Origin of the sequence: Chryseobacterium sp. BLS98 (genome assembly GCF_001045445.1) — a bacterium.
GTDB lineage: Bacteria > Bacteroidota > Bacteroidia > Flavobacteriales > Weeksellaceae > Chryseobacterium.
Window position 1 is genome coordinate 1,156,434 of the sequence record NZ_LFNF01000002.1, and the last position, 23,883, is coordinate 1,180,316.

The following is a 23,883-nucleotide window of genomic DNA, read 5'->3' on the forward strand; positions in this document are numbered from 1 at the left end:
CTTAAAAAACTCTGTAAAGGTTAAACCCAAAGAAAATCTGTCCTTTTCCCCATTTTCCTACCGCATTGGTAAGGTATCCGATATCCGAATTGATCTGGGAATTGGTGAATAAAAGCTGGAAAACATGTCCTCCGGTTTCTATGTCCATACCCAGTGAGAGTGGATTTTTATAGAAACTATGGTTATCAAAATTCACAAAATATTCTGCATTAATAGAGATTCTTTTTGAAATTTTATAGCGCCCGCCCAAACCGGTCAGGAACTGATTTTTGTCTTCAATAGCCGGATCGTAAAGGTTTTTATGAACGTATGAAGGGGACAGCTGCAATGAGAACTTATCATTGAATCTTCTTGAGATTAAGGCCTGCGTAAGATAGGAAAGCCTGTCACTGAACCTGAGATGGGGATAGTTATCTTTATCCAGGTCTGTATTCAGGGCCATCACATTATAACCTACAATATCTGCCGGAAAATTTTCAGTCTGCTTTGCAAGTTTATATTTTACGGTACCTTCAAATGTTTTCATATTGGTTTCCCTGGAAAGACTGACTGAAACATTGTCCGTAATGCCATAAATGACCCCTAATTTGGTGGAAGCATCATCCAGACCGAAAAAGTTTTTAAATCCGGTGCTGATGTCTCCGAAGCGGTGGGCTACAACGATGTACCATTCATTTTTGGCAGAGAGTTTTGTGGACTGACCTGTAACAATCTGTAAAGCTTTAAAGGCCGGCTGGGAAGTTTCTGAAGTTGTTTTAAGGGTGTCAATATCTTTTAACAGGTCTTCTTGTGCTGAGACAAAACCTGAAGCCAATACCGACAAAAATAAGAGAGTTTTTGTCATATACAATTTGAATTAAATTATGATATGACAAACTTATCGAGTTATCCATTCAAAAGTAGGTGATAAAAGTCACCATAGAAATTGTTTTTATCAATGATAAAGACAAAATAATTAAAACATCATATATTAGACGGGTCTAACATTTTCATTTACAGTTATTTTGATTCCTTCTTTGGTCTGAATAATTTCACCATCGCTTTCAATCTTTTTTAAAACTCTGCTTACCACTTCCCTTGAAGTGCCAAGATTGTTGGCTATTTCACGGTGTGTAATCTTTAGTGGATGGTTTCCGGTAACCGCAATTTGTTGTTTGATATAATTCAGTACCCGTTTATCAAGTCTGTGAAATACGGCATCATTCACCATATTCATGACATCTGAAAAACGTTTATCGTATTCATGATAAAATATTCTGTTAATTTCCGGAAAGCGGATGAGCCAGCCATGGATGACAGAAACAGGAATCAGGATCACCTCAGATTCTTCTTCAGCAACGGCATATACCCTGCTGGTGTAATCTGTAAATATAGAAGAAAAAGTCATGAGACAGCTGTCATTAGGCCTTATATAATAATAGATAAGTTCCCGGCCGTCGTTGAGCGTGAAAACTTTTATAGAGCCTTTAACAAGAAAGGGAACATATTTGTTTTTCTGCCCTTCCCTGATTATCTCTGTTTTTGATTTTATTTCAGTAATAATTGCATTAGCATGCAATTCATTTAAAAAATCTTCCCCTAAAAAACCAAATTTTTCAAGAATGAATTGATTATTTACCATATCTGCTATTTTTCCCAAACAAATATATAAAATTGGGCTATTGATTTCTCTATTCTTTAAGTCTTTCTACAAAAACTTAACAATCCCTTCATTCTTAATCAAGTTGTTTACTTCTTCCTATTGAATTTCGGGCAATAAAAAATGCCCCAAATTGATTTGGGGCATTGTGATTTATTTTGAAAAAAATCTTAAGCTTGTACGTTGTTTCCTCCTAATACGAAAGGCTCAACTTCTTTGATTTCTCCAAATTGCTGCTCATAGTTAGTGATGTTCTGTTGAAGAGCAGAAAGTACTCTCTTAGCGTGAAGAGGAGCAAGAATAATTCTTGATCTTACTTTAGCCTGTTGTACACCTGGCATTAATTGGATGAAATCTACAACGAATTCAGATGGAGAGTGGTTTACTAAAGCTAAGTTAGCATATACTCCAGCAGCTACCATTTCGTTTAATTCGATGTTGATGTTTCCGTCTTGTGGATTTTGATTGTTGTCCATTGTTATAAATTATGTTTTTTAAATTCGAAATTTGAGATTGTGAAAATATAAAAATAAATTCAAACCTCAAATTTCAAATCATTAATTTTAGTTAAGGTCTTCAAATTCTTTTTTAGAACCTACAATTACATTCTGATATTCTTTAAGACCTGTACCTGCAGGGATTCTGTGTCCTACAATTACATTTTCTTTAAGACCACTCAAGAAGTCTATCTTACCAGCAACCGCTGCTTCGTTAAGAACTTTAGTGGTTTCCTGGAATGATGCTGCAGACATGAATGACTTCGTCTGAAGAGCTGCTCTTGTAATACCCTGAAGTACAGGCGTTGCTGTAGCAGGTAAAGCTTCTCTTACTTCAACTAAAGCCTGATCTTCACGCTTAAGCTTAGAATTTTCGTCTCTTAATTCTCTTGCAGTAATCATCTGACCTGGCTTGAACTCTTTCGAATCACCAGCGTCAACTACTACTTTAAGACCAAATACTCTATTGTTTTCTTCCAAGAAGTCAAATTTATGTTCTAATGCACCTTCAAGGAACTGAGTATCACCTCCATCCACGATAGATACTTTCGTCATCATCTGTCTAACGATGATTTCAAAGTGCTTATCGTCGATTTTTACCCCCTGAAGACGGTAAACTTCCTGAATTTCATTTACCAGATATTCCTGAACTGCAGTTGGACCTTTGATTCTTAAGATATCATCCGGTGTAATGGAACCATCAGAAAGTGGAGAACCAGCTCTTACGAAGTCATTCTCCTGAACAAGGATCTGGTTGGAAAGTTTTACAAGGTAAATCTTTCTTTCACCAGTTTTTGCTTCTACGATCAATTCTCGGTTACCTCTCTTGATTTTTCCGTAAGAAACTACCCCGTCGATTTCAGTAACAACCGCTGGGTTTGAAGGGTTTCTTGCTTCGAATAATTCGGTAACTCTCGGAAGACCTCCGGTGATATCCCCTGCTTTTGCAGATTTTCTCGGGATTTTGATCAGGACTTTACCAGCCTTGATTTTTTCACCATCGTTTACCATCAAGTGGGCTCCTACCGGTAAGTTGTATGCTTTTTGCTCAACTCCTTTAGAATCTACCACTTTCAATGTAGGTACGGCTTTCTTATTTCTGGATTCAGAGATTACTTTCTCTTCGAATCCTGTCTGTTCGTCAATTTCCAGTTGGAATGAAATACCCTGGATAATGTCTTCATACTCTACCTTACCGGCAGTTTCTGCAATAATTACCGCGTTATACGGATCCCATCTACAGATCACATCTCCTTTTTTCACTTTATCACCTGGTTTCACAGCTAATATAGATCCGTAAGGTACGTTGGCAATCATTAATGGAGTTCTGGTTTCGTTATCTGCCACCAATCTGAATTCCGTTGAACGGGAAACCACAACTTCAGCTGTGTTACCGTTTTCATCTTCAGAAGTAATGGTTCTTACATCATCCATTTCAACGATACCGTCTCTTCTTGCAACGATAGATGGGTTTTCGGAAACGTTACCTGCAGTACCCCCCTGGTGGAAGGTTCTCAACGTAAGCTGAGTACCTGGTTCCCCAATGGACTGTGCTGCAATTACTCCTACTGCCTCACCCATATGGATCATCTTACCTGTTGCTAGGTTTCTACCGTAACATTTTGCACAGATTCCTTTCTTGGTTTCACAAGTTAATGGTGAACGAACCTCCACAGCTTCTAATCCTGCTTCTTCGATTCTCTTCGCCAAAGATTCAATGATCACCTGATCTGCACTTGCAATAAGCTCGTCAGTTTCAGGATCGTAAATATTATGAAGAGATACTCTACCTAAGATTCTTTCAGAGATTCTTTCAACGATCTCATCATTTTTCTTAAGTGCAGTAACTTCTGTACCTCTTAATGTTCCACAGTCGTCTTCTGTAACGATAACGTCTTGTGCAACGTCTACCAATCTTCTCGTTAAGTAACCAGCATCGGCAGTTTTAAGAGCGGTATCCGCAAGACCTTTACGGGCACCGTGAGTAGAGATAAAGTACTCAAGGATGGAAAGACCTTCTTTAAAGTTGGCAAGGATCGGGTTTTCGATGATCTCCGCTCCGGTAGAACCAGCTTTTTGCGGTTTTGCCATCAAACCTCTCATCCCTGATAACTGACGGATCTGTTCTTTAGAACCCCTCGCCCCTGAATCAAGCATCATGTATACAGAGTTGAATCCACCTTGATCAGATTTCATTCTGCTCATGATCATTTCAGTTAATCCCGCATTGGTATTGGTCCAAACGTCAATTACCTGGTTATAACGTTCTGTATCTGTAATAAGACCCATGTTATAGTTGGCTCTAATTTCATCTACAGTTTCAATTGATTGTGCAATCATCTGTTTTTTCTCAACAGGAACCACAATATCTCCTAGTGAGAAGGAAAGACCTCCTTTGAATGCGTTTGAATATCCTAAATCTTTCATCGCATCAAGGAACTTCACCGTTGTAGGGAAGTCTGTATCGGCAAGGATCTTACCAATAACGTTTCTTAATGATTTCTTAGTAAGAAGTTCATTAATATATCCTACCTGCTTAGGTACAATCTGGTTGAACAGGATTCTACCTACAGAAGTTTCGATTAATCTTGTAACGATTTCTCCATCTTCTTTAACCGGAAGTCTACATCTTACTTTAGCATTTAAAGATACTCTGCCTTCAGCATAAGCGATTTCCGCTTCTTCAGGAGAATAGAATGCAAGACCTTCCCCTTTTACTTTCATATCTTCTGTAGAGCTCAGTTCTTTAGTCATGAAATAAAGACCAAGAACCATGTCCTGAGAAGGTACGGTAATAGGAGAACCGTTTGCAGGGTTCAAGATGTTCTGAGAACCTAGCATTAGTAACTGAGCTTCAAGGATCGCCTCAGGGCCTAACGGTAAGTGTACCGCCATCTGGTCACCATCGAAATCGGCGTTGAATGCTGTTGTTACCAACGGGTGAAGCTGGATTGCTTTACCTTCGATCATCTTAGGCTGGAATGCCTGGATACCCAGTCTGTGAAGGGTAGGTGCCCTGTTCAGTAGAACCGGGTGACCTTTCATCACGTTTTCAAGGATATCATATACTACAGGCTCTTTTCTGTCGATGATTCTCTTTGCAGATTTCACAGTTTTTACAATTCCTCTTTCAATCAGTTTTCTGATGATGAACGGTTTGTAAAGTTCTGCTGCCATATCTTTAGGAATACCACATTCGTGAAGCTGTAAGTTCGGACCTACAACAATTACGGAACGTGCAGAGTAATCTACCCTTTTCCCTAGTAAGTTCTGACGGAAACGACCCTGCTTACCTTTCAATGAATCTGAAAGTGATTTCAATGGTCTGTTTGATTCAGATTTTACAGCAGAAGATTTTCTTGTATTATCGAATAATGAATCTACTGATTCCTGAAGCATACGCTTCTCGTTTCTCAAGATTACTTCAGGAGCTTTGATCTCCAATAGTCTTTTCAGACGGTTGTTTCTGATAATAACTCTTCTGTAAAGGTCATTCAAATCGGAAGTTGCAAAACGTCCTCCATCCAATGGAACCAATGGTCTTAGTTCTGGTGGGATAACTGGAAGTACACGCATAATCATCCACTCCGGTCTGTTGATCATTCTTGTATTGGCACCTCTCAATGCTTCTACAACGTTCAATCTTTTCAGAGCTTCAGTTCTTCTTTGTTTTGAACCTTCATTGTGAGCTTTATGTCTTAAATCGAAAGACAATGCATCAAGATCGATTCTTTTTAAAAGATCTTCCACAGCTTCAGCACCCATTCTGGCGATGAATTTGTTCGGATCGGAATCATCAAGATACTGGTTTTCCACAGGAAGAGTCTCCATGATGTCCAGGTATTCTTCTTCTGTTAAGAATTCCATAGCATCAAAGTCGGAACCGTCTAATTTTTTAGCAATACCCTGCTGGATCACTACATATCTTTCGTAGTAGATGATCATGTCTAATTTCTTAGAAGGAATTCCTAAAAGGTAACCGATCTTATTTGGTAATGAACGGAAATACCAGATGTGCGCAATTGGAACGACAAGGTTAATGTGCCCGATTCTCTCTCTTCTTACTTTTTTCTCAGTAACTTCTACTCCACAACGGTCACACACAATTCCTTTGTAACGAATTCTCTTGTATTTACCACAAGCACATTCGTAATCCTTTACGGGACCAAAGATTTTTTCACAGAACAAACCGTCTCTTTCAGGCTTATGCGTTCTGTAGTTAATAGTTTCCGGTTTTAAAACTTCCCCTCTTGATTCCTGAAGAATCGATTCCGGTGAAGCTAAACCGATGGTTATTTTATTAAATCTACTTGATTTATTTTTATTTGACATTTGTTAGATTTTAAATTTTAGATTTTAGATTTTAGATTAATTTTTGAATGTTACCATTCAACATTTATAATTTAAAATTTAAAATTATTCCTCTAGTCTTACGTCTAATCCAAGACCCTGTAGCTCGTGAAGTAATACATTGAATGATTCCGGAATACCTGGTTCAGGCATAGATTCACCTTTTGCAATGGCTTCATAAGTTTTCGCTCTACCAATCACGTCATCCGACTTCACAGTCAAGATTTCTCTTAAGATGTTGGACGCTCCGAATGCTTCAAGAGCCCAAACCTCCATCTCTCCGAATCTCTGACCTCCGAACTGAGCTTTACCTCCTAACGGTTGCTGAGTAATCAATGAGTAAGGTCCGATAGAACGTGCGTGCATCTTATCATCAACCATGTGTCCCAGTTTCAGCATGTAGATTACCCCAACCGTAGCCGGCTGTGTAAATCTTTCCCCGGTACCTCCATCATAAAGGTGGGTGTTACCGAATTTAGGAAGACCTGCTTTTTCTGTGTACTCAGTGATCTGATCAAGAGTTGCTCCATCGAAGATTGGTGTAGCGAACTTCATCCCTAATTTCTGACCAGCCCATCCAAGAACTGTTTCATAAATCTGTCCGATGTTCATACGGGAAGGTACCCCAAGTGGATTCAATACGATATCTACCGGTGTTCCGTCTTCAAGGAATGGCATATCTTCTTCACGAACGATTCTTGAAACGATACCTTTGTTACCGTGACGTCCTGCCATTTTATCCCCTACATTCAGCTTACGTTTTTTAGCGATATAAACTTTAGCCAACTTCATGATACCCGCTGGAAGCTCATCTCCGATTGAAATAGCAAATTTCTCACGGTTTTTAACTCCCTGGATATCGTTGTACTTGATTTTATAGTTGTGAATCAATTGTTTAACCAATTCATTCTTATCGTGATCTACAGTCCAGTCTGCACCGCTTACGTTTACGTAATCTTCAACTGAAGTCAGTAATTTATGAGTGAATTTTACACCTTTTCCGATGATTTCCTCATCAAGGTCGTTGGTAACTCCCTGAGAAGTTTTACCACCTACCAGTGTATTTAATTTTTCAATTAAAGTGTTTCTCAACTCATCAAACTTAGCCTTGTAAGTGTTTTCAATTTCTTCAAGTTTAAGTTTTTCTTCAGTTCTCTTCTTTTTATCTTTAATGTTTCTTGAGAACAATTTTTTGTTGATCACAACACCTCTTAGTGAAGAGTCTGCTTTTAATGAAGCATCCTTGACATCACCGGCCTTGTCACCGAAGATAGCTCTAAGAAGTTTTTCTTCAGGAGTCGGGTCAGATTCACCTTTTGGAGTGATCTTACCGATCATAATATCTCCAGGCTTCACTTCAGCACCGATTCTGATCATACCGTTCTCGTCAAGATCTTTGGTAGCTTCTTCAGAAACGTTAGGAATATCTGCTGTAAGCTCTTCCATACCTAATTTGGTATCACGAACCTCAAGAGAATATTCATCTACGTGAATTGAAGTAAACCAGTCTTCACGAACCACTTTTTCGTTGATTACGATTGCATCCTCGAAGTTGTATCCTTTCCAAGGCATGAACGCAACCACTAAGTTTCTACCAAGAGCCAATTCTCCGTTTTCAGTTGCATAACCGTCGCAAAGTACTTGTCCTTTCTGTACCGTTTCACCGACTCTTACGTTTGGTCTCAGGGTAATAGTAGTACTCTGGTTGGTTTTTCTGAACTTGGTAAGGTTGTATGTTTTCGTAGCGGACTCAAACTGTACTAAGTCTTCGTCTTCGCTTCTTTCGTATTTAATAGTGATCTTATCAGCATCTACATATTCTACGACACCTGTCCCTTCAGCATTGATAAGGATTCTTGAATCTTTAGCCACCTGCTGTTCCAGACCTGTACCCACGATTGGAGCTTGTGGCTTCAATAGAGGAACGGCCTGACGCATCATGTTGGATCCCATCAATGCACGGTTCGCATCATCATGCTCCAGGAATGGAATCAATGAAGCTGAGATACCGGAAATCTGGTTTGGTGCCACGTCGATAAGGTTAACCTGAGAAGGTTCAACTACCGGATAGTCACCATCCAATCTTGCAATAATCCTGTCTGTTAAGAATTCTCCGTTATCGTTCAGTTCTACGTTAGCCTGAGCAATTACTTTGTCTTCTTCATCTTCTGCATTCAGATAGATAGGATCAGCAGAAAGGTCTATCTTACTGTTTTCTACTTTTCTGTATGGAGTTTCGATGAAACCAAGGTTATTGATTTTAGCATAAATACCTAAAGAGGAGATCAAACCGATGTTTGGTCCTTCCGGAGTTTCAATCGGACAGATTCTTCCGTAGTGGGTATGGTGAACGTCACGAACCTCGAAACCTGCTCTTTCTCTTGATAAACCTCCAGGCCCTAGTGCAGAAAGTCTACGCTTGTGCGTGATCTCTGAAAGCGGGTTGGTCTGGTCCATGAACTGAGAAAGCTGGTTGGTACCGAAGAACGAGTTGATTACTGATGTTAACGTTTTAGCATTAACAAGATCAAGAGGAGTAAAAATTTCGTTATCTCTAACGTTCATTCTTTCCTTGATGGTTCTTGCAATTCTTGAAAGACCTACTCCAAACTGTCCTGCTAACTGCTCTCCAACAGTTTTGATTCTTCTGTTAGATAAGTGGTCGATATCATCAACCTCTGCTTTAGAGTTTACAAGTTCAATAAGGTGTCTTACGATAGCAATGATATCTTCTTTTGTAAGAACTTCAGTAGTGGTAGGGATATTAAGACCTAACTTTTTGTTTAGTCTGTAACGTCCTACTTCACCTAATGAATATCTCTGCTCGGAGAAGAATAATTTTTCAATGATTCCTCTTGCAGTTTCCTCATCTGGCGGATCTGCATTTCTTAACTGACGGTAGATGTACTCTACTGCTTCTTTCTCAGAGTTTGTAGGGTCTTTCTGTAATGTATTCTGGATGATAGAGAATTCATTGCTGTTTTCTTTGTGAATCAGGATCGATTTCACACCCGCATCAAGAATAAGATCTAAATGTTCTTTTTCAAGAATTGTTTCTCTGTCCAGGATGATTTCGTTTCTTTCGATAGAAACTACTTCTCCTGTATCTTCGTCTACGAAATCCTCAAACCAAGTGTTCAATACTCTCGCAGCCAATGTTCTTCCTTCTACTTTTTTAAGGGCAGCTTTAGAAACTTTCACTTCTTCAGCAAGGTCGAAGATCTGAAGGATATCTTTATCAGATTCATAACCGATAGCTCTTAAAAGGGTAGTTAATGGTAACTTTTTCTTACGGTCGATATAAGCGTACATTACGCTGTTGATATCGGTTGTAAATTCCATCCAAGATCCTTTGAAAGGGATAATTCTTGAATAGTACAGTTTGGTTCCGTTTGCGTGGTAAGTCTGTCCGAAGAATACACCAGGTGAACGGTGAAGCTGCGTAACAATAACTCTCTCTGCACCATTGATGATGAAAGACCCACTAGGCGTCATATAAGGAACCGGACCTAAGTATACATCCTGAACCACAGTCTGGAAATCCTCGTGCTCAGGGTCTGTACAATACAATTTAAGTCTTGCTTTAAGAGGTACGGAATACGTCAGTCCTCTTTCCACACACTCGTCAATTGAATAACGTGGAGAATCTACCAGATAATCAAGAAATTCCAATACGAACTGATTTCTGGAATCGGTGATTGGGAAGTTTTCCTGGAAGGTTCTGTATAAACCTTCGTCTGTTCTGTCTTCTGGAAGGGTATCAAGCTGGAAAAAATCTCTGAATGACTCAAGCTGGATGTCCAGGAAGTCAGGAGTGATGATTTTTCCTTTAGCTGATGAGAAGTTAATTCTCTGATTCCCCCTTGTTGTTGCTGTTGTTTTACTCATAAAACTTTTAAGAAAGGGTTAAAAAATATTTTGATTTATTCAAAAATATCAGAAGAAGACGAAAAGAGAAAAGATGAAAGAGAAAAGAATATGTGGGAAAATTTTGGCGCAATTATCGGTCTTTATTCTTTGTTCTTTATTCTAAAAAGTCTTTGATCTAACTTCTAACTGCAACGCTGGTATATCTTTTCACAGCGTAATGCAAAATATTTTTATTTACTTTTGAGGCAGAATTCGCCGCAGTATCTATATACAAGAAACCTCTTTCATTACATTTCATGAAAGAGCTGATTTTCAATATTTTATAGATTTACAAACAATTATTCGCGCCAAAAGAGGGACAAAGATACAAAATTCCCATCATATAGACAAATAAAACTTATTCATTTTGAGACCGTTAAAAGTTTTTAAATAAAAAAGGCCGTCCCTAGGGACGGCCAGTAGTTATATAGAGTTTGAAATTATTTTACAATGATCTTATAAGATTTCATTGTTGATTTGGTTTCTATTTTCACAATATAAATACCTGCAGGCAGTGAAGCTGTGCTAATTTCGGCATTTCCTGAGAATTTACCTGACTTAACAAGCTGCCCCTGAGCAGAGAATAGCGCGTAAGTTCCCTCTTCTCTAGATTTAACATTTAAGTTTTCACCAGATTTTACCGGGTTAGGATATACATTGATATCGCTTGCAGTTGAAGTAACATCAGAACCGGTAATTCCTTTCGCAGCAGATGCCATTCCGTTTTTAGCGAATGCAGCATAAGGTGAAAGTGGAGAATCAGGAGCTCCTCTTTTTACAAGATCCGTATCTACTACAGCCTGGATACCGTCTTTATCAGCATCATTGATTCTGGAAATAAATCCTACTCCAAAGTCATCCAGGTTATCTTTACCGATAGCCCACAAGTCATAATCGGTTCCGTTTGAATTTAAGTCAACGAAGTCCGGCTTGTCGTCTCCATCTGTATTTTTAAGAGGATATTTTAATACTCCAGAATCCGGAGAAGTTTCCAAAATATCTGCAATACCATTAGTTCCTACAGCTACACCAGCATCAATAACACCATTGTGATCTGTATCTATCTGGTTGATTACTGATGTTGGGATACCGGATTCAAATAAATCTAAAATACCGTCGTTATCAGAATCCAAATCCAAATAGCTGGAAATTCCATCTCCTAATACCTGAACAGGACCAAATACTCCTTCCGAGTCATCATCTTCAAATTTACCATTGTTATCAAGATCTTCTAAGGCATCTGGAATACCATCGTTATCAGAGTCAAGGTCACATGCATCCACAATTCCATCACCATCTGTATCAATAGTAGGAGATTTGTCATTTACTGCTGTACATCCTTCTGCACAATCAGGAATACCGTTACCGTTATTATCAATACTGTCATTACCGTTAGGACACTGATCAAAGCAGTTTGGCACTCCATCGTTATCATCATCTCTGCTGGCAAATGCATTATAGATGTAGTAGTTTTGAGGAATACGTACCCCTGTACCACTATAGAAAGTCACTTTAATACGGTTGAAAGGCTTGGTTGCTTTACCCCCTACATAGAATTTATTGGAATCTGTAGTAAAAAAGTTTCCGCTGATCAAGCTTCCTGTACTGGTGAATGTATCTGTCTGTGTATTATTATTGTAAAGTGTTACTGTAATATTTTCAAGAACACTTACTCCAATTAAGTTTGCAGCTTTCTCTATTGTAAATCCGGCATATGTATTGGCAGGAAGCAGGCTGTTCGTGCTCACTGTAGCATAAGCTGAGAAAATACTTAGTATTGAAGCAGCAGGAATAGTGGCCGTAGCATAGTTGGAAGTATTGGTATCTACAATATTTCCAGGATCAACCATTTTCGCTAAAATAAGACCAAAAAGCCCAGGACCTGAAGTCCAGCTGGAGCCTGATACTATGTTTCCAGGAATTGCAGAACCGCTTGTCTGAATTTTATCATTACAGTCGCAAGATGCTGGCTCTTCAAATGCATAATACACTTTTAAAGATCCGATGTTAACTCCTAAAGTCTGAGTCACTTTTAAACGCACTTCGTTAAAAGGCTTCGTTGTAGTAACAGACACTTTTTGTTTTCCACTACCAAAACCTAAAACTTTAATATTAATTAAGCCACCGCCATCAGATAATGTCTTAGAATCCTGAAGCTGGCCATATAAATAAGTTTCTACAGTAATATTTTTTAAGAATTCTGCACTTAAAAGTTTTCCTTCATCATCAGGAGAGATCACAAAACCAGCTCTGTTTCCTGCAGGATACACCTGGTTTTTATCTAAAACTCCCACCGAATAAGACCCAAGAAGTCCAGCCGGCAATACAATTGATCCGTAAGAATTCTTATCTCCATCTCCAATTCTCTCTCTGTTTTGAACAAAAGAAAGTGGAGCAATGAAGCTGCTGCTTCCTGAAACGTTTCCATCCACACCGCTTCCTGCGATAATGTCATCACAGATTCCATTGTTATCTACAGGAACTTTAGTAGGGTCGAACGCAAAAGCATAATATACATTCATTGCACTGAAAATAGACAGTACATTGGTTTGGTATAATCTTACTTCGTTAAATTCCTTTGTTGTTTTAAAATGAAGGAAGATTCTGTTTTTGCTTCCCCCGAATGCAGGAACTGAAAGTAAAGTACTGCTTGTAGTAGATTCCTGAAGCACTCCGTTTTTGTAGGTGCTGATTCTTAATGAGCTTAATAGGTCTACCGTAATAAAGCTAGTCCCTAAATCCACGTTAAAACCTGTAATATAGCCAGCAGGATACGTTGTATTTGTGTTTTTCACAGAAATACCGTTTCCGCTTACCAATGAAGCAAAGTTACCCATGCTCACACTGTTATCCAGGTTCGCATCTATTACGGGATTCATACTTCCGTTGTAGCATGCCAGACAAATACCTGAATTGTTTACAGGCTTTGCTTCCACACCCATCCCTCGGATAGGCTCATAACCTTTTTGAGCAGATAATGCCGCTGACATCATAAATATCATCAGCATGACCGCCAATTTCTCGAATAATTTTTTTGCCATTTTTTTGTTTTGTTTTTGTTTTTATTTTCGTTAAAAGTTTGTGTTCTATTATAATGTCTGCCATCCAAACACAGCATTACCAGTCTGTTTGCAGCCAACAAAATTACCCGTCGTTACTCCCAGGTTGGTCGTTACTTCATATATTATTGTTCCTGCATTGGATGCATCACATGTCGGTCTCGGACCTGTAGCTTTTATCTGAACAGCCTTACTTACTTCTAAATCGGCAAAGTTTGTCAAATTAGGAGTTACATTAATTCCTACATCAGAAATAGCCGTACCTACAGCTCCCTGCCCAGAAAAAACATGGCTGGTATTGGCATAAGTGGACTGATTGGCCTGTGAAGTCCCACTAATTCCGATCGCAATAGACCCTGATGTTCCTCCAACTGTATTATTGCTTCCGAAAGCAAAGTTATTTAAGGTAACAACATTGTTAGCTCCAAAAGCAAATCCTCCATTGGTAGCATTGTTGGTATGTCCTACTGCTACAGCAATTGAATTACCTGTGGTGTTAAAGGCACCAAAAGCAAAATTGGCATTTGATAAAGTTGAATTATTATTACCAAAAACCTTACCTCCTCCTACTGCACTGTTATTGGAACCAATAGCTACCGCCGGGAAATTGACACCTGAAGTGGTTGCTGTATTTCCCTTACCAAGAGCTATATTATTTGAAGTATTGTTAACAACATTTGAACTTCCCCAGGAAAGGCTTGAAGCATTTTCTCCTCCTCCTGACATTCCTCCTGCGGCATCAAGAACGGCATGCACTTTATTAGCACTTATCATTACCAGATCAGCTGCTCCTTTAGGCCCCAGATAATTAGCTGAAGCCGGCGCAGCACCTAAAACCTCTGTTGTAGTAGAAATTTCCCCTACTGCATTACCTTTAATCTGCCATTCTGTGCCGGTTTGTTTCTGCCATAAAGCTCCATCGAAGTAATAATATCCCGGAGTCGTTACATTAATCGTAACAGAGGCAGGAGTAGCATTAATTGAGGTAACATATACTAAAGCACCTGTCTGGGCAGCAGCATACGTTTTAGCCGCTAGCTGGCTTAATGAAAGCCTTGGGGCAATAATTCCGTCAGCCTTACTGGTATTTGTCGGAAATCCTACTACGTCAAGAGTTGCCTGCCCCTGATTAGTATTTATTCCAACCTGTGCGTTTATACCAAAACATACTGACATAGCTGCAATCGTAAATAATCTGTTTTTCATTTTTAGTGATATTTGTCTTTTTTTTGTGTGTTTTATTTTTTGTGTGTGTTTCTAGAAAAGAGCCAGTGCTACTTTCAGGCAAAGGGGGAATTGTATGAAGATATTAATCTTCAAACATGTATTAATTCCTAATTGGGCGTTATGCTGAATTTTATATAGGTAATGCCATCATAAATAATCTGTTTTTCATCCTTATTAATATGTTTTTTTGTGTGTTTATTTTATGGAATCATTCTTCTAAGAATTGGAAAATATGTTTTCCGTCAGCGAATGAATAGCTGTTTATTCAATATATTTAAGATAGCTTATCCGGAAATTCGGTTATACTACTAAAACCTTCTACATTTTTCGAATCTTTACTGTAATGTGTGCCGGAAATATGTGGCTGTGCCGTTTCTGTAATGCCACAAAGTGATTTTTGCCATGTGACACCTACGTAAAGCCTGCTCATCTTTGTAATAGCCTTACTGAAAAGAGGAGTTCTATCTTTTTCTGAATATTTTCTGAAATTGTCAGCTTTGTAGTTAAAGCCTGAGGAATAAAAGCACCACGATGAACCAGTAGAGCTCTTTACTGCTAAATGCGTCTTGTCAGAATTTTCTATCTGCCATGCGAACAACATATTGATACAACATGCTATAGCATAACCATAGAAGAAAAAGTAACTTCTTTCCAAATTATGTATGTGTGTGTTTTTTTCGAGTACAAATATAGTAATTTTACAATCAAAACAAATTTTTTATATTAAATATTTATGAAAAATAAACAATCCTATGAATAATAAATATTTTAAAGAGTAAAAAATTAAATTATTAGCAATAATAATCAAATATTAAATTATTAAAAACAAATATATTCAAATACATTTATGAATTATTGACAATTTTTAATGCTGATAACAACAAAAAAAGCCCGGACATTACTGTCCGGGCTTCTTATTTTATGGGTAAATTGAATTATTTCAATTCTACTTCAGCACCAGCTTCTTCTAATTGCTTCTTAAGAGCTTCAGCCTCGTCTTTAGATACGCCTTGCTTGATTGGAGCAGGAGCACCGTCTACGATATCTTTAGCTTCTTTAAGACCAGCACCAGTTAAATCTTTTACTAATTTAACGATAGCCAATTTAGAAGCACCTGCAGACTTAAGAATTACGTCGAATTCAGTTTTTTCTTCAGCAGCTTCACCTGCACCACCTGCAGCAACTACTACAGCAGCAGCAGCTGGCTCAATTCCGTACTCATCCTTAAGGATAGTAGCTAATTCATTTACGTCTTTTACTGTTAAGTTTACTAGCGTTTCAGCTAAATTTTTTAAATCTGACATTGTTGTAATGTTTTTGTTGATTATTTATTTAATTTTTTGAGTGTAATTATTCAGCAGCTGGCGTTTCGTCAGTGCTTTCTGCAGCAGGAGCTTCAGGAGCCTCAGCAGCAGGAGTTTCTTCTACAGCAGGTGCAGCAGCTTCTTCAGCTTTAGCTTCTACTGTTTCAGGTTTGTTTTGAAGAGCGGAAACAACTCTTTGAATTGGAGACTGAAGTAATCCGATGATTTCACCGATCATTTCTTCTCTAGACTTAATGCTTACTAAAGCATCAAGGTTATTGTCACCAACATAGAAAGTTTCCTGTACAAAAGCAGACTTCAAAGCCGGCTTCTCATCTTTTTTTCTAAAGTCTTTGATTAATTTTGCAGGAGCGTTAGCTGTTTCAGCAACCATTAAAGCAGAGTTACCTTTGAAAGTATTAAACATTTCAGAGTAATCTACTCCTTCAATCTGCTCCATTGCTTTTTGTAAAAGTGTATTTTTTACTACTTTCACTTTGATATTTTGTTTGAAAGCTTGTCTTCTGAAATCAGATGATTTAGCAGCGTTCAAACCTTCTAGATCTGCTACATAAACTACTTTAGCATCCTGAAGCAAATCTTTGATCTCTTGTATTGCTACAACTTTTTGGTCTTTTGTCATTGTCTTAAGGATTATTATTAGTTAACAGATTTAGTATCAATTGCAATACCCGGGCTCATTGTAGAAGACAAGTAAATGCTTTTTACATAAGTCCCTTTAGCAGCAGTAGGCTTCATTTTGATCAAAGTCTGGATCAATTCCTGAGCATTTTCCTTGATTTTAGCAGCATCGAAAGATACTTTACCAATACCAGCGTGGATAATACCATATTTGTCAACTTTGAAATCAATTTTACCTGCTTTCACTTCAGTTACCGCTTTACCAATTTCCATAGTTACAGTACCTGATTTAGGGTTTGGCATAAGACCTCTTGGACCTAATACTCTACCTAATGGACCTAATTTACCCATAACAGCCGGCATAGTAACGATAACGTCAACATCTGTCCAGCCTTCTTTTATTTTTTGTAAATATTCGTCAAGACCTACATAATCAGCTCCAGCTTCTTTTGCTTCAGCTTCTTTATCTGGTGTAACCAATGCTAAAACTTTAACATCTTTACCAGTACCATGAGGAAGAGATACTACCCCTCTTACCATTTGGTTTGCTTTTCTTGGATCTACACCCAATCTTACAGCGATATCTACAGAAGCATCAAATTTTGTAGTGTTTACTTCCTTTACAAGAGCAGAACCTTCTTCAAGGTTATAGATTCTTCCTTTTTCTACTTTGCTTAAAGCTTCCTTTTGCTTTTTAGTCAATTTTGCCATTTCTAATAGTTTTAAGCGTTAAAAGTTGGTTTAGTTCCTGTTACTCTTAATCCCATAGATCTAGCAGTACCTGCAACCATAGAAACTGCAGAATCCATTGTAAAGCAGTTAAGGTCAGTCATTTTATCCTCAGCGATTTTCTTCACCTGATCCCAAGATACAGAACCTACTTTGTTTCTGTTTGGTTCTCCGGAACCCCCTTTGATTTTAGCTGCATCCATTAACTGAATTGCTGCAGGTGGAGTTTTGATAACGAATTCAAAAGATTTGTCTTCGTATACTGTAATTACTACAGGTAAAACTTGCCCTGGCTTATCTTGGGTTCTCCCGTTAAATTGCTTACAAAACTCCATGATGTTCACACCTGCAGAACCCAATGCTGGACCTACCGGTGGAGAAGGGTTAGCTGCGCCACCTTTCACCTGAAGCTTTACCATTTTAAAGACTTTCTTAGCCATTTTTAATTTTTTTAGTTTGAATAATTAATGAGTTTGGAAGCATTTATTATTCAGCAGATTACCGACTCACATACAGTAAATCTACTTTTCGGACTGCAAAATTATGAAATATTTTTGAAATAGCAAATGGAATGTGCTGATTTTTAGAAAGAATTCATAATATTTTTCAATAGCATTTATATTAATGCCAGAATTTGCTCCTACAATCTAATACTTCAAAAATTATATATAACCATCCTTGCTGCCATGTTGAAGTTGGTTAATAATAAAATTTGAGCATAAAAAAGACTGCTTTTCAGCAGTCTTTATATATTTCAAAAAGTAATAATTATACTTTTTCTACTTGCATATAGCTAAGTTCCATTGGGGTTTTTCTACCGAAGATCAGTACAGAAACTTCAATTTTCTTTTTGTCTTCAAGAATCTTCTCAACAGTTCCGTTGAATCCATTGAAAGGTCCGTCAATTACTTTAACGTTTTCACCTACAATGTATGGGATCTCAACATCTGTTGCAAATTCTGAAAGTTCATCCATTCTTCCCAACATTCTGTTTACTTCAGATTTTCTCATTGGAACAGGATCTCCTCCTTTGGTCAAACTTAAGAAAGATATTACTCCCGGAATATTTTTAATTACGTGAGGAATCTCACCCATCAGATCAGCTTCTATCATTAAGTATCCAGGATAGTAAGGCTTCTCTTTAGGAACTTTTTTTCCGTTTCTGATCTGAATAACCTTTTCCATAGGAATAACCACCTGAGTAACGTACTGCTCAAACCCTAAACGTTTGATTTCTGTCTCAATGTAGTTTTTCACTTTATTTTCCTGTCCGCTGATTGCTTTCAGCACATACCATTTCAATTCGCTCATTATGGGAAAACACTTTTATTAGTTGAACACGTTAATTAGCATTCCTATTATGTTGCTGATTGCTTTTGAAAACAATTCATCAACTCCAAAGGTAAATAATGCCAAAATCACTGTAGCAATAGTTACTACAATAGTAGAAGACTGAAGATCAGCCCACTTTGGCCATTCAACTTTATGTCTGAATTCGTTATAAGAACCTTTTAAAAAATCGACAAATGAACTCATAATTAATATTTGCACGGGCACAAGGATTCGAACCCTGATCAACGGTTTTGGAGACCGGTATCCTACCATTGGACGATGCCCGTAGATAAAAAGCTTCCGAGAGTTTCCTTCCGGAAGCTTTATTTATTTTAAGATGATTAGTCTAGGATTTCAGTAACCTGACCAGAACCTACTGTTCTACCTCCTTCTCTGATCGCGAATCTAAGACCCTCGTTAAGAGCGATTGGTTGTAGTAATTCTACAGTAATTTCTAAGTTATCACCAGGCATTACCATTTCTACACCTTCTGGTAAGAAGATCTCACCTGTAACGTCAGTAGTTCTTACGTAGAACTGAGGACGGTACTTGTTGTGGAATGGAGTGTGACGTCCACCTTCTTCTTTAGAAAGGATATAAACAGAAGCTTTGAATTTTTTGTGTGGCTTCACAGAGTCTTTCTTAGCGATAACCATACCTCTCTTGATGTCAGTTTTTTCAATACCTCTCAACAATAGACCTACGTTATCACCAGCTTCACCTCTGTCTAGGATTTTTCTGAACATCTCAACTCCTGTAATAGTAGAAGTTAATTTTTCATCACCCATACCTACGATATCAACTGGGTCACCAGTGTTGATAATACCAGCTTCGATTCTACCTGTAGCAACAGTACCTCTACCTGTAATAGAGAATACGTCTTCGATAGGCATCAAGAATGGCTTATCAGTATCTCTTACCGGCTCGTCGATCCACTCATCAACTGCATCCATTAGAGCTTCAACAGTTTTGAACCACTTATCTTCAGAGTTACCTTCAGTAGCAGCAGTAAGCGCACCAAGAGCAGAACCTTGAATTACTGGAGAGTTATCTCCGTCGAAATCATAAGTAGCTAATAGATCTCTAAGTTCCATTTCAACAAGCTCTAACAATTCTGGATCATCCACCATGTCAACTTTGTTCATGAAAACAACGATCTTAGGTACGTTTACCTGACGGCAAAGTAGGATATGTTCTCTTGTCTGAGGCATTGGACCGTCAGTTGCAGCACATACTACGATAGCTCCATCCATCTGAGCAGCACCAGTTACCATGTTCTTAACATAGTCGGCGTGACCTGGACAGTCAACGTGAGCGTAGTGTCTTTTTACAGTTTCGTATTCAATGTGAGCAGTATTGATAGTAATACCTCTTTCTTTTTCTTCTGGAGCAGAGTCAATCGCAGAGAAGTCTTTTTTCTCAGCAAGACCTTTGCTAGCTAATACAGCAGAAATAGCAGCTGTAAGTGTAGTTTTACCATGGTCAACGTGACCAATAGTACCAATGTTCAAGTGTGGTTTGTTACGATTAAACGTTTCCTTTGCCATGATTTAAAATTATTTATTTTATTATTTTTCAATTTTTCGGTGTGCAAATATAATGATTTTTTAAATACCAAAACCTTTTTATTTAAAAAAGTTTCAATATTCAATCAAAGAAGCACAAACCTTATATTTCGATGTATTGAGACTGCAAATTTACACAAATTTCCGGATTGAAAAAAATGAATATTAACGTTTTTGTGATGCTACATAAAGTATCTGGCTAATTATGAATGGTATAGGACATAAAAATATTTCATCTGGTCTAAAATCTATTGGACAAAACCGCAACACCTATTTTCCCGTATATATCATAAATGCTATATAATAAATCTCCTTTTTTTTTGATATACTCTTGTATTCTGTCCTTGCAGAGACATCTAGAAAATAATATCCGGATATAAGGAAGCTTTAAGGCAGAGAATTTAAGAAAATACATTATTTCGATGCAGGAAGCGCGGCAAACATAGTTTGCCGCGCTTCACTTATAAAATATAGAATAGAAGAAATATTAAATCTGCTGGGACTTCCTGGTCCTGTTGAAAATCCAAAATATAATCGGGAAAATAAGCAGCGTCAATACAGTTGCTGTAATTAACCCTCCGATAATTACAATCGCCAAAGGTTTTTGGGATTCGGAGCCGATTCCTGTGGACAATGCGGCGGGCATTAATCCTATTGAGGCCATTAAAGCGGTCATAATCACCGGACGCGTCCTTGATTTTACCCCGTTGAGTATGGCATCATCTAAACTGAGCCCGCTCTTGACGTTCTGGTGGAACTCCGTAATAAGGATTACCCCGTTTTGAATACAGATTCCCAGTAAGGCGATCATTCCCACTCCTGCCGAGATTCCAAAATTCATTCGGGTAAGATGCAGGGCAATAATCCCTCCGATCAGGGCAAAAGGCACGTTCGCCAATACGAGCAATGAATCTTTCATGTTTCCAAAAAGGATAAACAATAAGAAGAAAATTCCCAGAATACTGATCGGCACTACCTGTGCCAACCTGTGTGAGGCTCTCTGCTGATTTTCAAACTGACCTGTCCAACCGATGGAATAACCGTCCGGAAGGTCAATATTGGCTACTTTTTTCTGTGCGTCAGCAATGGTGCTTCCCAGATCCCTGTCGCGGATAGAGAATTTAACACCGATATACCTTTTAATATCATCTCTGTAAATAAAGGCTGCTCCATTATCTTTTACAATACTACTGATCTCTTTCAGAGGAATTTTTGTTCCGTCCTGAGTAGGAACCATCAGGGAAGCAATATCATTTTCGTCTTTCCTGTACTCCTGGGAATATCTTAGGCGGATCGGGAATTTCCTTTCACCATCAAACATTTCCGAAGCAGTTTTACCTCCGAAGGCCATTTCCAGTACAGACTGTGCATCATCGGGCATAACCCCGTAAGCCGCCATTTTATCCCTGTCCAGTACTACGCTTACTTCCGGCTGACCGATATTTTTAATAATTCCCGGATCTTTTACCCCGTCTACATCTTTGATCTGTTTTAAAACCTCATCAGCCAGTTTATCCAGCGTTTCAAGGTTATCTCCATAGATCTTGATCCCGTTTTCCGCTTTGAAGCCGGCTACAGCTTCCGCTACATTATCCGAAATCGGCTGGGAATAATTGAAGGTAATCCCCTGGTAGCTTCTGAGTTTTTTATCAATCTCTTCGATGAGCTCTTCATAGCTGATGCTGCGCTTCCATTCTTCTTTTGGCTTGAGGTTAACGGCAAACTGTACAAATCCGAAACCGTTCGGGTCTGTTCCGTCATTGCTTCGCCCTGTCTGGGCAAGAACATCAGTAACTTCAGGAAAGCTCATAATGTCTTTCTTTAAGAGATCTGCTGTTTTCAGGGATTCCTTCAGGGATGAGCTCATCGGCATTTCTGCGGTGATCCAAAGAGAACCTTCATTCAGTTGAGGCAGGAATTCCGTTCCCAGGAATTTTCCTGAGAATAAGGTAACAACCATGAACGAAACAGCAACCACTAAACTCATTCTTTTATGTTTAAAAGTATAGTTGAAACCTTTCAGTACAATCCTGTCCCAGAAATTCACAAACGGGTTGTTTTTTTCTTTTACATTCTTGTTTAATAAAATATGAGATAGAACAGGAACCAGAGTCAGGGTAAATATCAATGCTCCTATCAGCGCAAATCCTAAGGTGAATGCCAAAGGTGAAAACATTTTCCCTTCTACTTTCTGAAACGAGAAGATAGGAATCAGGGAGGTGATGATGATGAGTTTTGAAAAGAAGATCGCCTTTCCCAAACCTGTACCGGTCTGCTTGATCCAGCCTCCTTTGGCCAACTTGTTAAATTTTTCTGTCCCGTATTTGTGTGCTTTATGGTCGAGCATCACAAAGAGCCCTTCCACCATGACGACGGCTCCGTCAATAATGATCCCGAAATCCACTGCTCCCAATGAAAGCAGGTTGGCACTCATTCCCGCCAGTTTTAAACATAAAAAGGCAAACAATAAGGACAATGGAATAATAATAGAAACGATCAGAGTCGTTCTCCAGTCTGCCATAAAGATCAGAACGATTACGGTAACCAGGATGATTCCTTCAATAAGGTTGTGCATTACAGTGTGGGTAGTGAAATCCATCAGGTTATCACGGTCGTAGAAGGTTACCATTTTCACATCCTTTGGAAGGATTTTTTCGTTAAGCTCTTTAATTTTTGCTTTTACGCCTACCAGAACTTCTCTCGGGTTTTCCCCTTTTCTCATCACAACAATTCCTTCTACCGTATCTTCATGATTATTGAGACCGGCCTGCCCTACCCTTGGCATTGAACTTTCGTGAACATCCGCTACATTCTTTACCAGTACTGGATTTCCGCTGTCATTCTGAATCGTAATGTTTCCGATATCATTGATGGATTTCACCAACCCTATTCCACGGACTACATAGGCCTGACCATTTTTTTCGATCACATCGCCTCCTACATTTAAATTGCTTTTGGTAACGGCATCATATACCTGAAGTGGTGTAAGGTTGTATTTGTCCAGAGCCCTCGGGTCAATGCTCAATTCGAAAACTTTATCCTGCCCGCCAAAAACATTGATATCTGCAACTCCCGGAACCCCTCTCAGCGCACGGTCGATCACCCAGTTCTGAAGGGTAAGTAATTCTCTCGAATCTTTTGTTTTACTTTCCAGGGTATATCTGAAAATCTCCCCGGTAGGCCCGTAGGGTGGCTGAACTTCCGGATCCACCTCATCAGGAAGGCTTACGGTTCTTAATTGGTTATTGACCTGATTTCTGGCGAAAGTGTCATCCACCCCGTCGTCGAAAAGAATTTTAACAATAGAGAGACCGAACATGGTAGTACTTCTCACACTGGTTTTCTTCTGGACCGGGCTCATGGCCAATTCGATGGGGGTAGTTACAAAACGTTCCACTTCTTCTGCGCTCCGTCCATTCCATTGGGTGATAATAACGATCTGGGTATTGGTTACATCGGGGAAAGCTTCAATAGGCATATTTTTGAAGCTTATAAAACCGGCAATGGCCAGGATAGCTACCCAGATAAAGGTAAATGCTTTATTTTTTAAGGAAAAAGCAATTATATTTTTAATGAATTTATTCATGATCGATTAAATTGATGACCTAAAAAAGCCGTTGAAAGAAATTT

16 protein-coding genes and 1 tRNA gene are annotated in these 23,883 nt (G+C 38.6%); all 17 read right to left on the reverse strand.

Translation table 11 applies throughout. The features are described from left to right. Nucleotide 1 precedes the first annotated feature (1 nt). Complete coding sequence (locus ACM40_RS10265) at nucleotides 2-844, reverse strand: DUF5777 family beta-barrel protein (RefSeq protein ID WP_048502692.1); 843 nt, start codon at nucleotides 842-844, stop codon at nucleotides 2-4. 126 nt (nucleotides 845-970) lie between these two features. Continuing rightward, nucleotides 971-1,621 carry a Crp/Fnr family transcriptional regulator gene (locus ACM40_RS10270; protein WP_048502693.1) on the reverse strand — a complete coding sequence of 217 codons (651 nt, stop codon included), beginning with the start codon at nucleotides 1,619-1,621 and terminating at the stop codon, nucleotides 971-973. A gap of 188 nt (nucleotides 1,622-1,809) precedes the next feature. After that, nucleotides 1,810-2,115, reverse strand: coding sequence for a DUF3467 domain-containing protein (locus ACM40_RS10275; RefSeq protein WP_034702050.1), 306 nt, complete (start codon nucleotides 2,113-2,115; stop codon nucleotides 1,810-1,812). Between the two features lie 87 nt (nucleotides 2,116-2,202). After that, entirely contained in the window at nucleotides 2,203-6,468 is a 4,266-nt protein-coding gene (rpoC, locus tag ACM40_RS10280; protein WP_048502694.1) for a DNA-directed RNA polymerase subunit beta', read from the reverse strand. An 84-nt stretch (nucleotides 6,469-6,552) separates the two neighbouring features. Further along, nucleotides 6,553-10,374: a DNA-directed RNA polymerase subunit beta gene (gene rpoB, locus ACM40_RS10285; RefSeq protein ID WP_048502695.1), complete on the reverse strand. Its 3,822-nt coding sequence runs from the start codon at nucleotides 10,372-10,374 to the stop codon at nucleotides 6,553-6,555. A gap of 461 nt (nucleotides 10,375-10,835) precedes the next feature. Beyond that, a complete protein-coding gene (locus ACM40_RS10290; protein ID WP_083996826.1) occupies nucleotides 10,836-13,436 on the reverse strand; it encodes a T9SS type A sorting domain-containing protein in 2,601 nt (866 codons plus the stop codon). A gap of 48 nt (nucleotides 13,437-13,484) precedes the next feature. Next, a complete protein-coding gene (locus ACM40_RS10295) occupies nucleotides 13,485-14,660 on the reverse strand; it encodes a hypothetical protein (RefSeq protein WP_131705355.1) in 1,176 nt (391 codons plus the stop codon). A gap of 295 nt (nucleotides 14,661-14,955) precedes the next feature. Further along, complete coding sequence (locus tag ACM40_RS10300) at nucleotides 14,956-15,282, reverse strand: hypothetical protein (protein WP_048502698.1); 327 nt, start codon at nucleotides 15,280-15,282, stop codon at nucleotides 14,956-14,958. Nucleotides 15,283-15,616: 334 nt separating this feature from the next. Next, a complete protein-coding gene (gene rplL, locus ACM40_RS10305) occupies nucleotides 15,617-15,985 on the reverse strand; it encodes a 50S ribosomal protein L7/L12 (protein WP_027375534.1) in 369 nt (122 codons plus the stop codon). A 46-nt stretch (nucleotides 15,986-16,031) separates the two neighbouring features. Continuing rightward, on the reverse strand, nucleotides 16,032-16,628 hold the full coding sequence (gene rplJ / locus ACM40_RS10310) for a 50S ribosomal protein L10 (RefSeq protein ID WP_048502699.1): 597 nt from the start codon (nucleotides 16,626-16,628) through the stop codon (nucleotides 16,032-16,034). Between the two features lie 17 nt (nucleotides 16,629-16,645). Continuing rightward, nucleotides 16,646-17,338 (reverse strand): 50S ribosomal protein L1, encoded by a 693-nt coding sequence (gene rplA, locus ACM40_RS10315; protein WP_040997412.1) that lies wholly within the window; start codon nucleotides 17,336-17,338, stop codon nucleotides 16,646-16,648. Between the two features lie 11 nt (nucleotides 17,339-17,349). After that, nucleotides 17,350-17,796: a 50S ribosomal protein L11 gene (rplK, locus tag ACM40_RS10320; RefSeq protein ID WP_034702033.1), complete on the reverse strand. Its 447-nt coding sequence runs from the start codon at nucleotides 17,794-17,796 to the stop codon at nucleotides 17,350-17,352. Nucleotides 17,797-18,124: 328 nt separating this feature from the next. After that, nucleotides 18,125-18,667: a transcription termination/antitermination protein NusG gene (gene nusG / locus ACM40_RS10325; RefSeq protein ID WP_040997417.1), complete on the reverse strand. Its 543-nt coding sequence runs from the start codon at nucleotides 18,665-18,667 to the stop codon at nucleotides 18,125-18,127. Nucleotides 18,668-18,685: 18 nt separating this feature from the next. Continuing rightward, nucleotides 18,686-18,892, reverse strand: coding sequence for a preprotein translocase subunit SecE (secE, locus tag ACM40_RS10330; protein WP_034702507.1), 207 nt, complete (start codon nucleotides 18,890-18,892; stop codon nucleotides 18,686-18,688). Nucleotides 18,893-18,904: 12 nt separating this feature from the next. After that, nucleotides 18,905-18,975: transfer RNA gene (locus tag ACM40_RS10335), tRNA-Trp, on the reverse strand. A 54-nt stretch (nucleotides 18,976-19,029) separates the two neighbouring features. After that, nucleotides 19,030-20,235 carry an elongation factor Tu gene (gene tuf, locus ACM40_RS10340; protein WP_040997418.1) on the reverse strand — a complete coding sequence of 402 codons (1,206 nt, stop codon included), beginning with the start codon at nucleotides 20,233-20,235 and terminating at the stop codon, nucleotides 19,030-19,032. Between the two features lie 505 nt (nucleotides 20,236-20,740). Continuing rightward, the gene (locus ACM40_RS10345; RefSeq protein ID WP_048502700.1) at nucleotides 20,741-23,839 is read right to left on the reverse strand and encodes an efflux RND transporter permease subunit; all 3,099 of its coding nucleotides are present in this window, start codon (nucleotides 23,837-23,839) and stop codon (nucleotides 20,741-20,743) included. Nucleotides 23,840-23,883 lie beyond the last annotated feature (44 nt).

Bases quoted from the DNA above. Each gene is read 5' to 3' on its own strand.
- ACM40_RS10295 (WP_131705355.1), bottom strand. From the start codon at position 14,660: ATGAAAAACAGATTATTTACGATTGCAGCTATGTCAGTATGTTTTGGT.
- ACM40_RS10290 (WP_083996826.1), bottom strand. From the start codon at position 13,436: ATGGCAAAAAAATTATTCGAGAAATTGGCGGTCATGCTGATGATATTT.
- rplJ (WP_048502699.1), bottom strand. From the start codon at position 16,628: ATGACAAAAGACCAAAAAGTTGTAGCAATACAAGAGATCAAAGATTTG.
- rplK (WP_034702033.1), bottom strand. From the start codon at position 17,796: ATGGCTAAGAAAGTCTTTAAAATGGTAAAGCTTCAGGTGAAAGGTGGC.
- ACM40_RS10270 (WP_048502693.1), bottom strand. From the start codon at position 1,621: ATGGTAAATAATCAATTCATTCTTGAAAAATTTGGTTTTTTAGGGGAA.
- ACM40_RS10275 (WP_034702050.1), bottom strand. From the start codon at position 2,115: ATGGACAACAATCAAAATCCACAAGACGGAAACATCAACATCGAATTA.
- rpoB (WP_048502695.1), bottom strand. From the start codon at position 10,374: ATGAGTAAAACAACAGCAACAACAAGGGGGAATCAGAGAATTAACTTC.
- ACM40_RS10265 (WP_048502692.1), bottom strand. From the start codon at position 844: ATGACAAAAACTCTCTTATTTTTGTCGGTATTGGCTTCAGGTTTTGTC.
- nusG (WP_040997417.1), bottom strand. From the start codon at position 18,667: ATGAGCGAATTGAAATGGTATGTGCTGAAAGCAATCAGCGGACAGGAA.
- ACM40_RS10345 (WP_048502700.1), bottom strand. From the start codon at position 23,839: ATGAATAAATTCATTAAAAATATAATTGCTTTTTCCTTAAAAAATAAA.
- rpoC (WP_048502694.1), bottom strand. From the start codon at position 6,468: ATGTCAAATAAAAATAAATCAAGTAGATTTAATAAAATAACCATCGGT.
- secE (WP_034702507.1), bottom strand. From the start codon at position 18,892: ATGAGTTCATTTGTCGATTTTTTAAAAGGTTCTTATAACGAATTCAGA.
- rplA (WP_040997412.1), bottom strand. From the start codon at position 17,338: ATGGCAAAATTGACTAAAAAGCAAAAGGAAGCTTTAAGCAAAGTAGAA.
- tuf (WP_040997418.1), bottom strand. From the start codon at position 20,235: ATGGCAAAGGAAACGTTTAATCGTAACAAACCACACTTGAACATTGGT.
- ACM40_RS10300 (WP_048502698.1), bottom strand. From the start codon at position 15,282: ATGTTGTTCGCATGGCAGATAGAAAATTCTGACAAGACGCATTTAGCA.
- rplL (WP_027375534.1), bottom strand. From the start codon at position 15,985: ATGTCAGATTTAAAAAATTTAGCTGAAACGCTAGTAAACTTAACAGTA.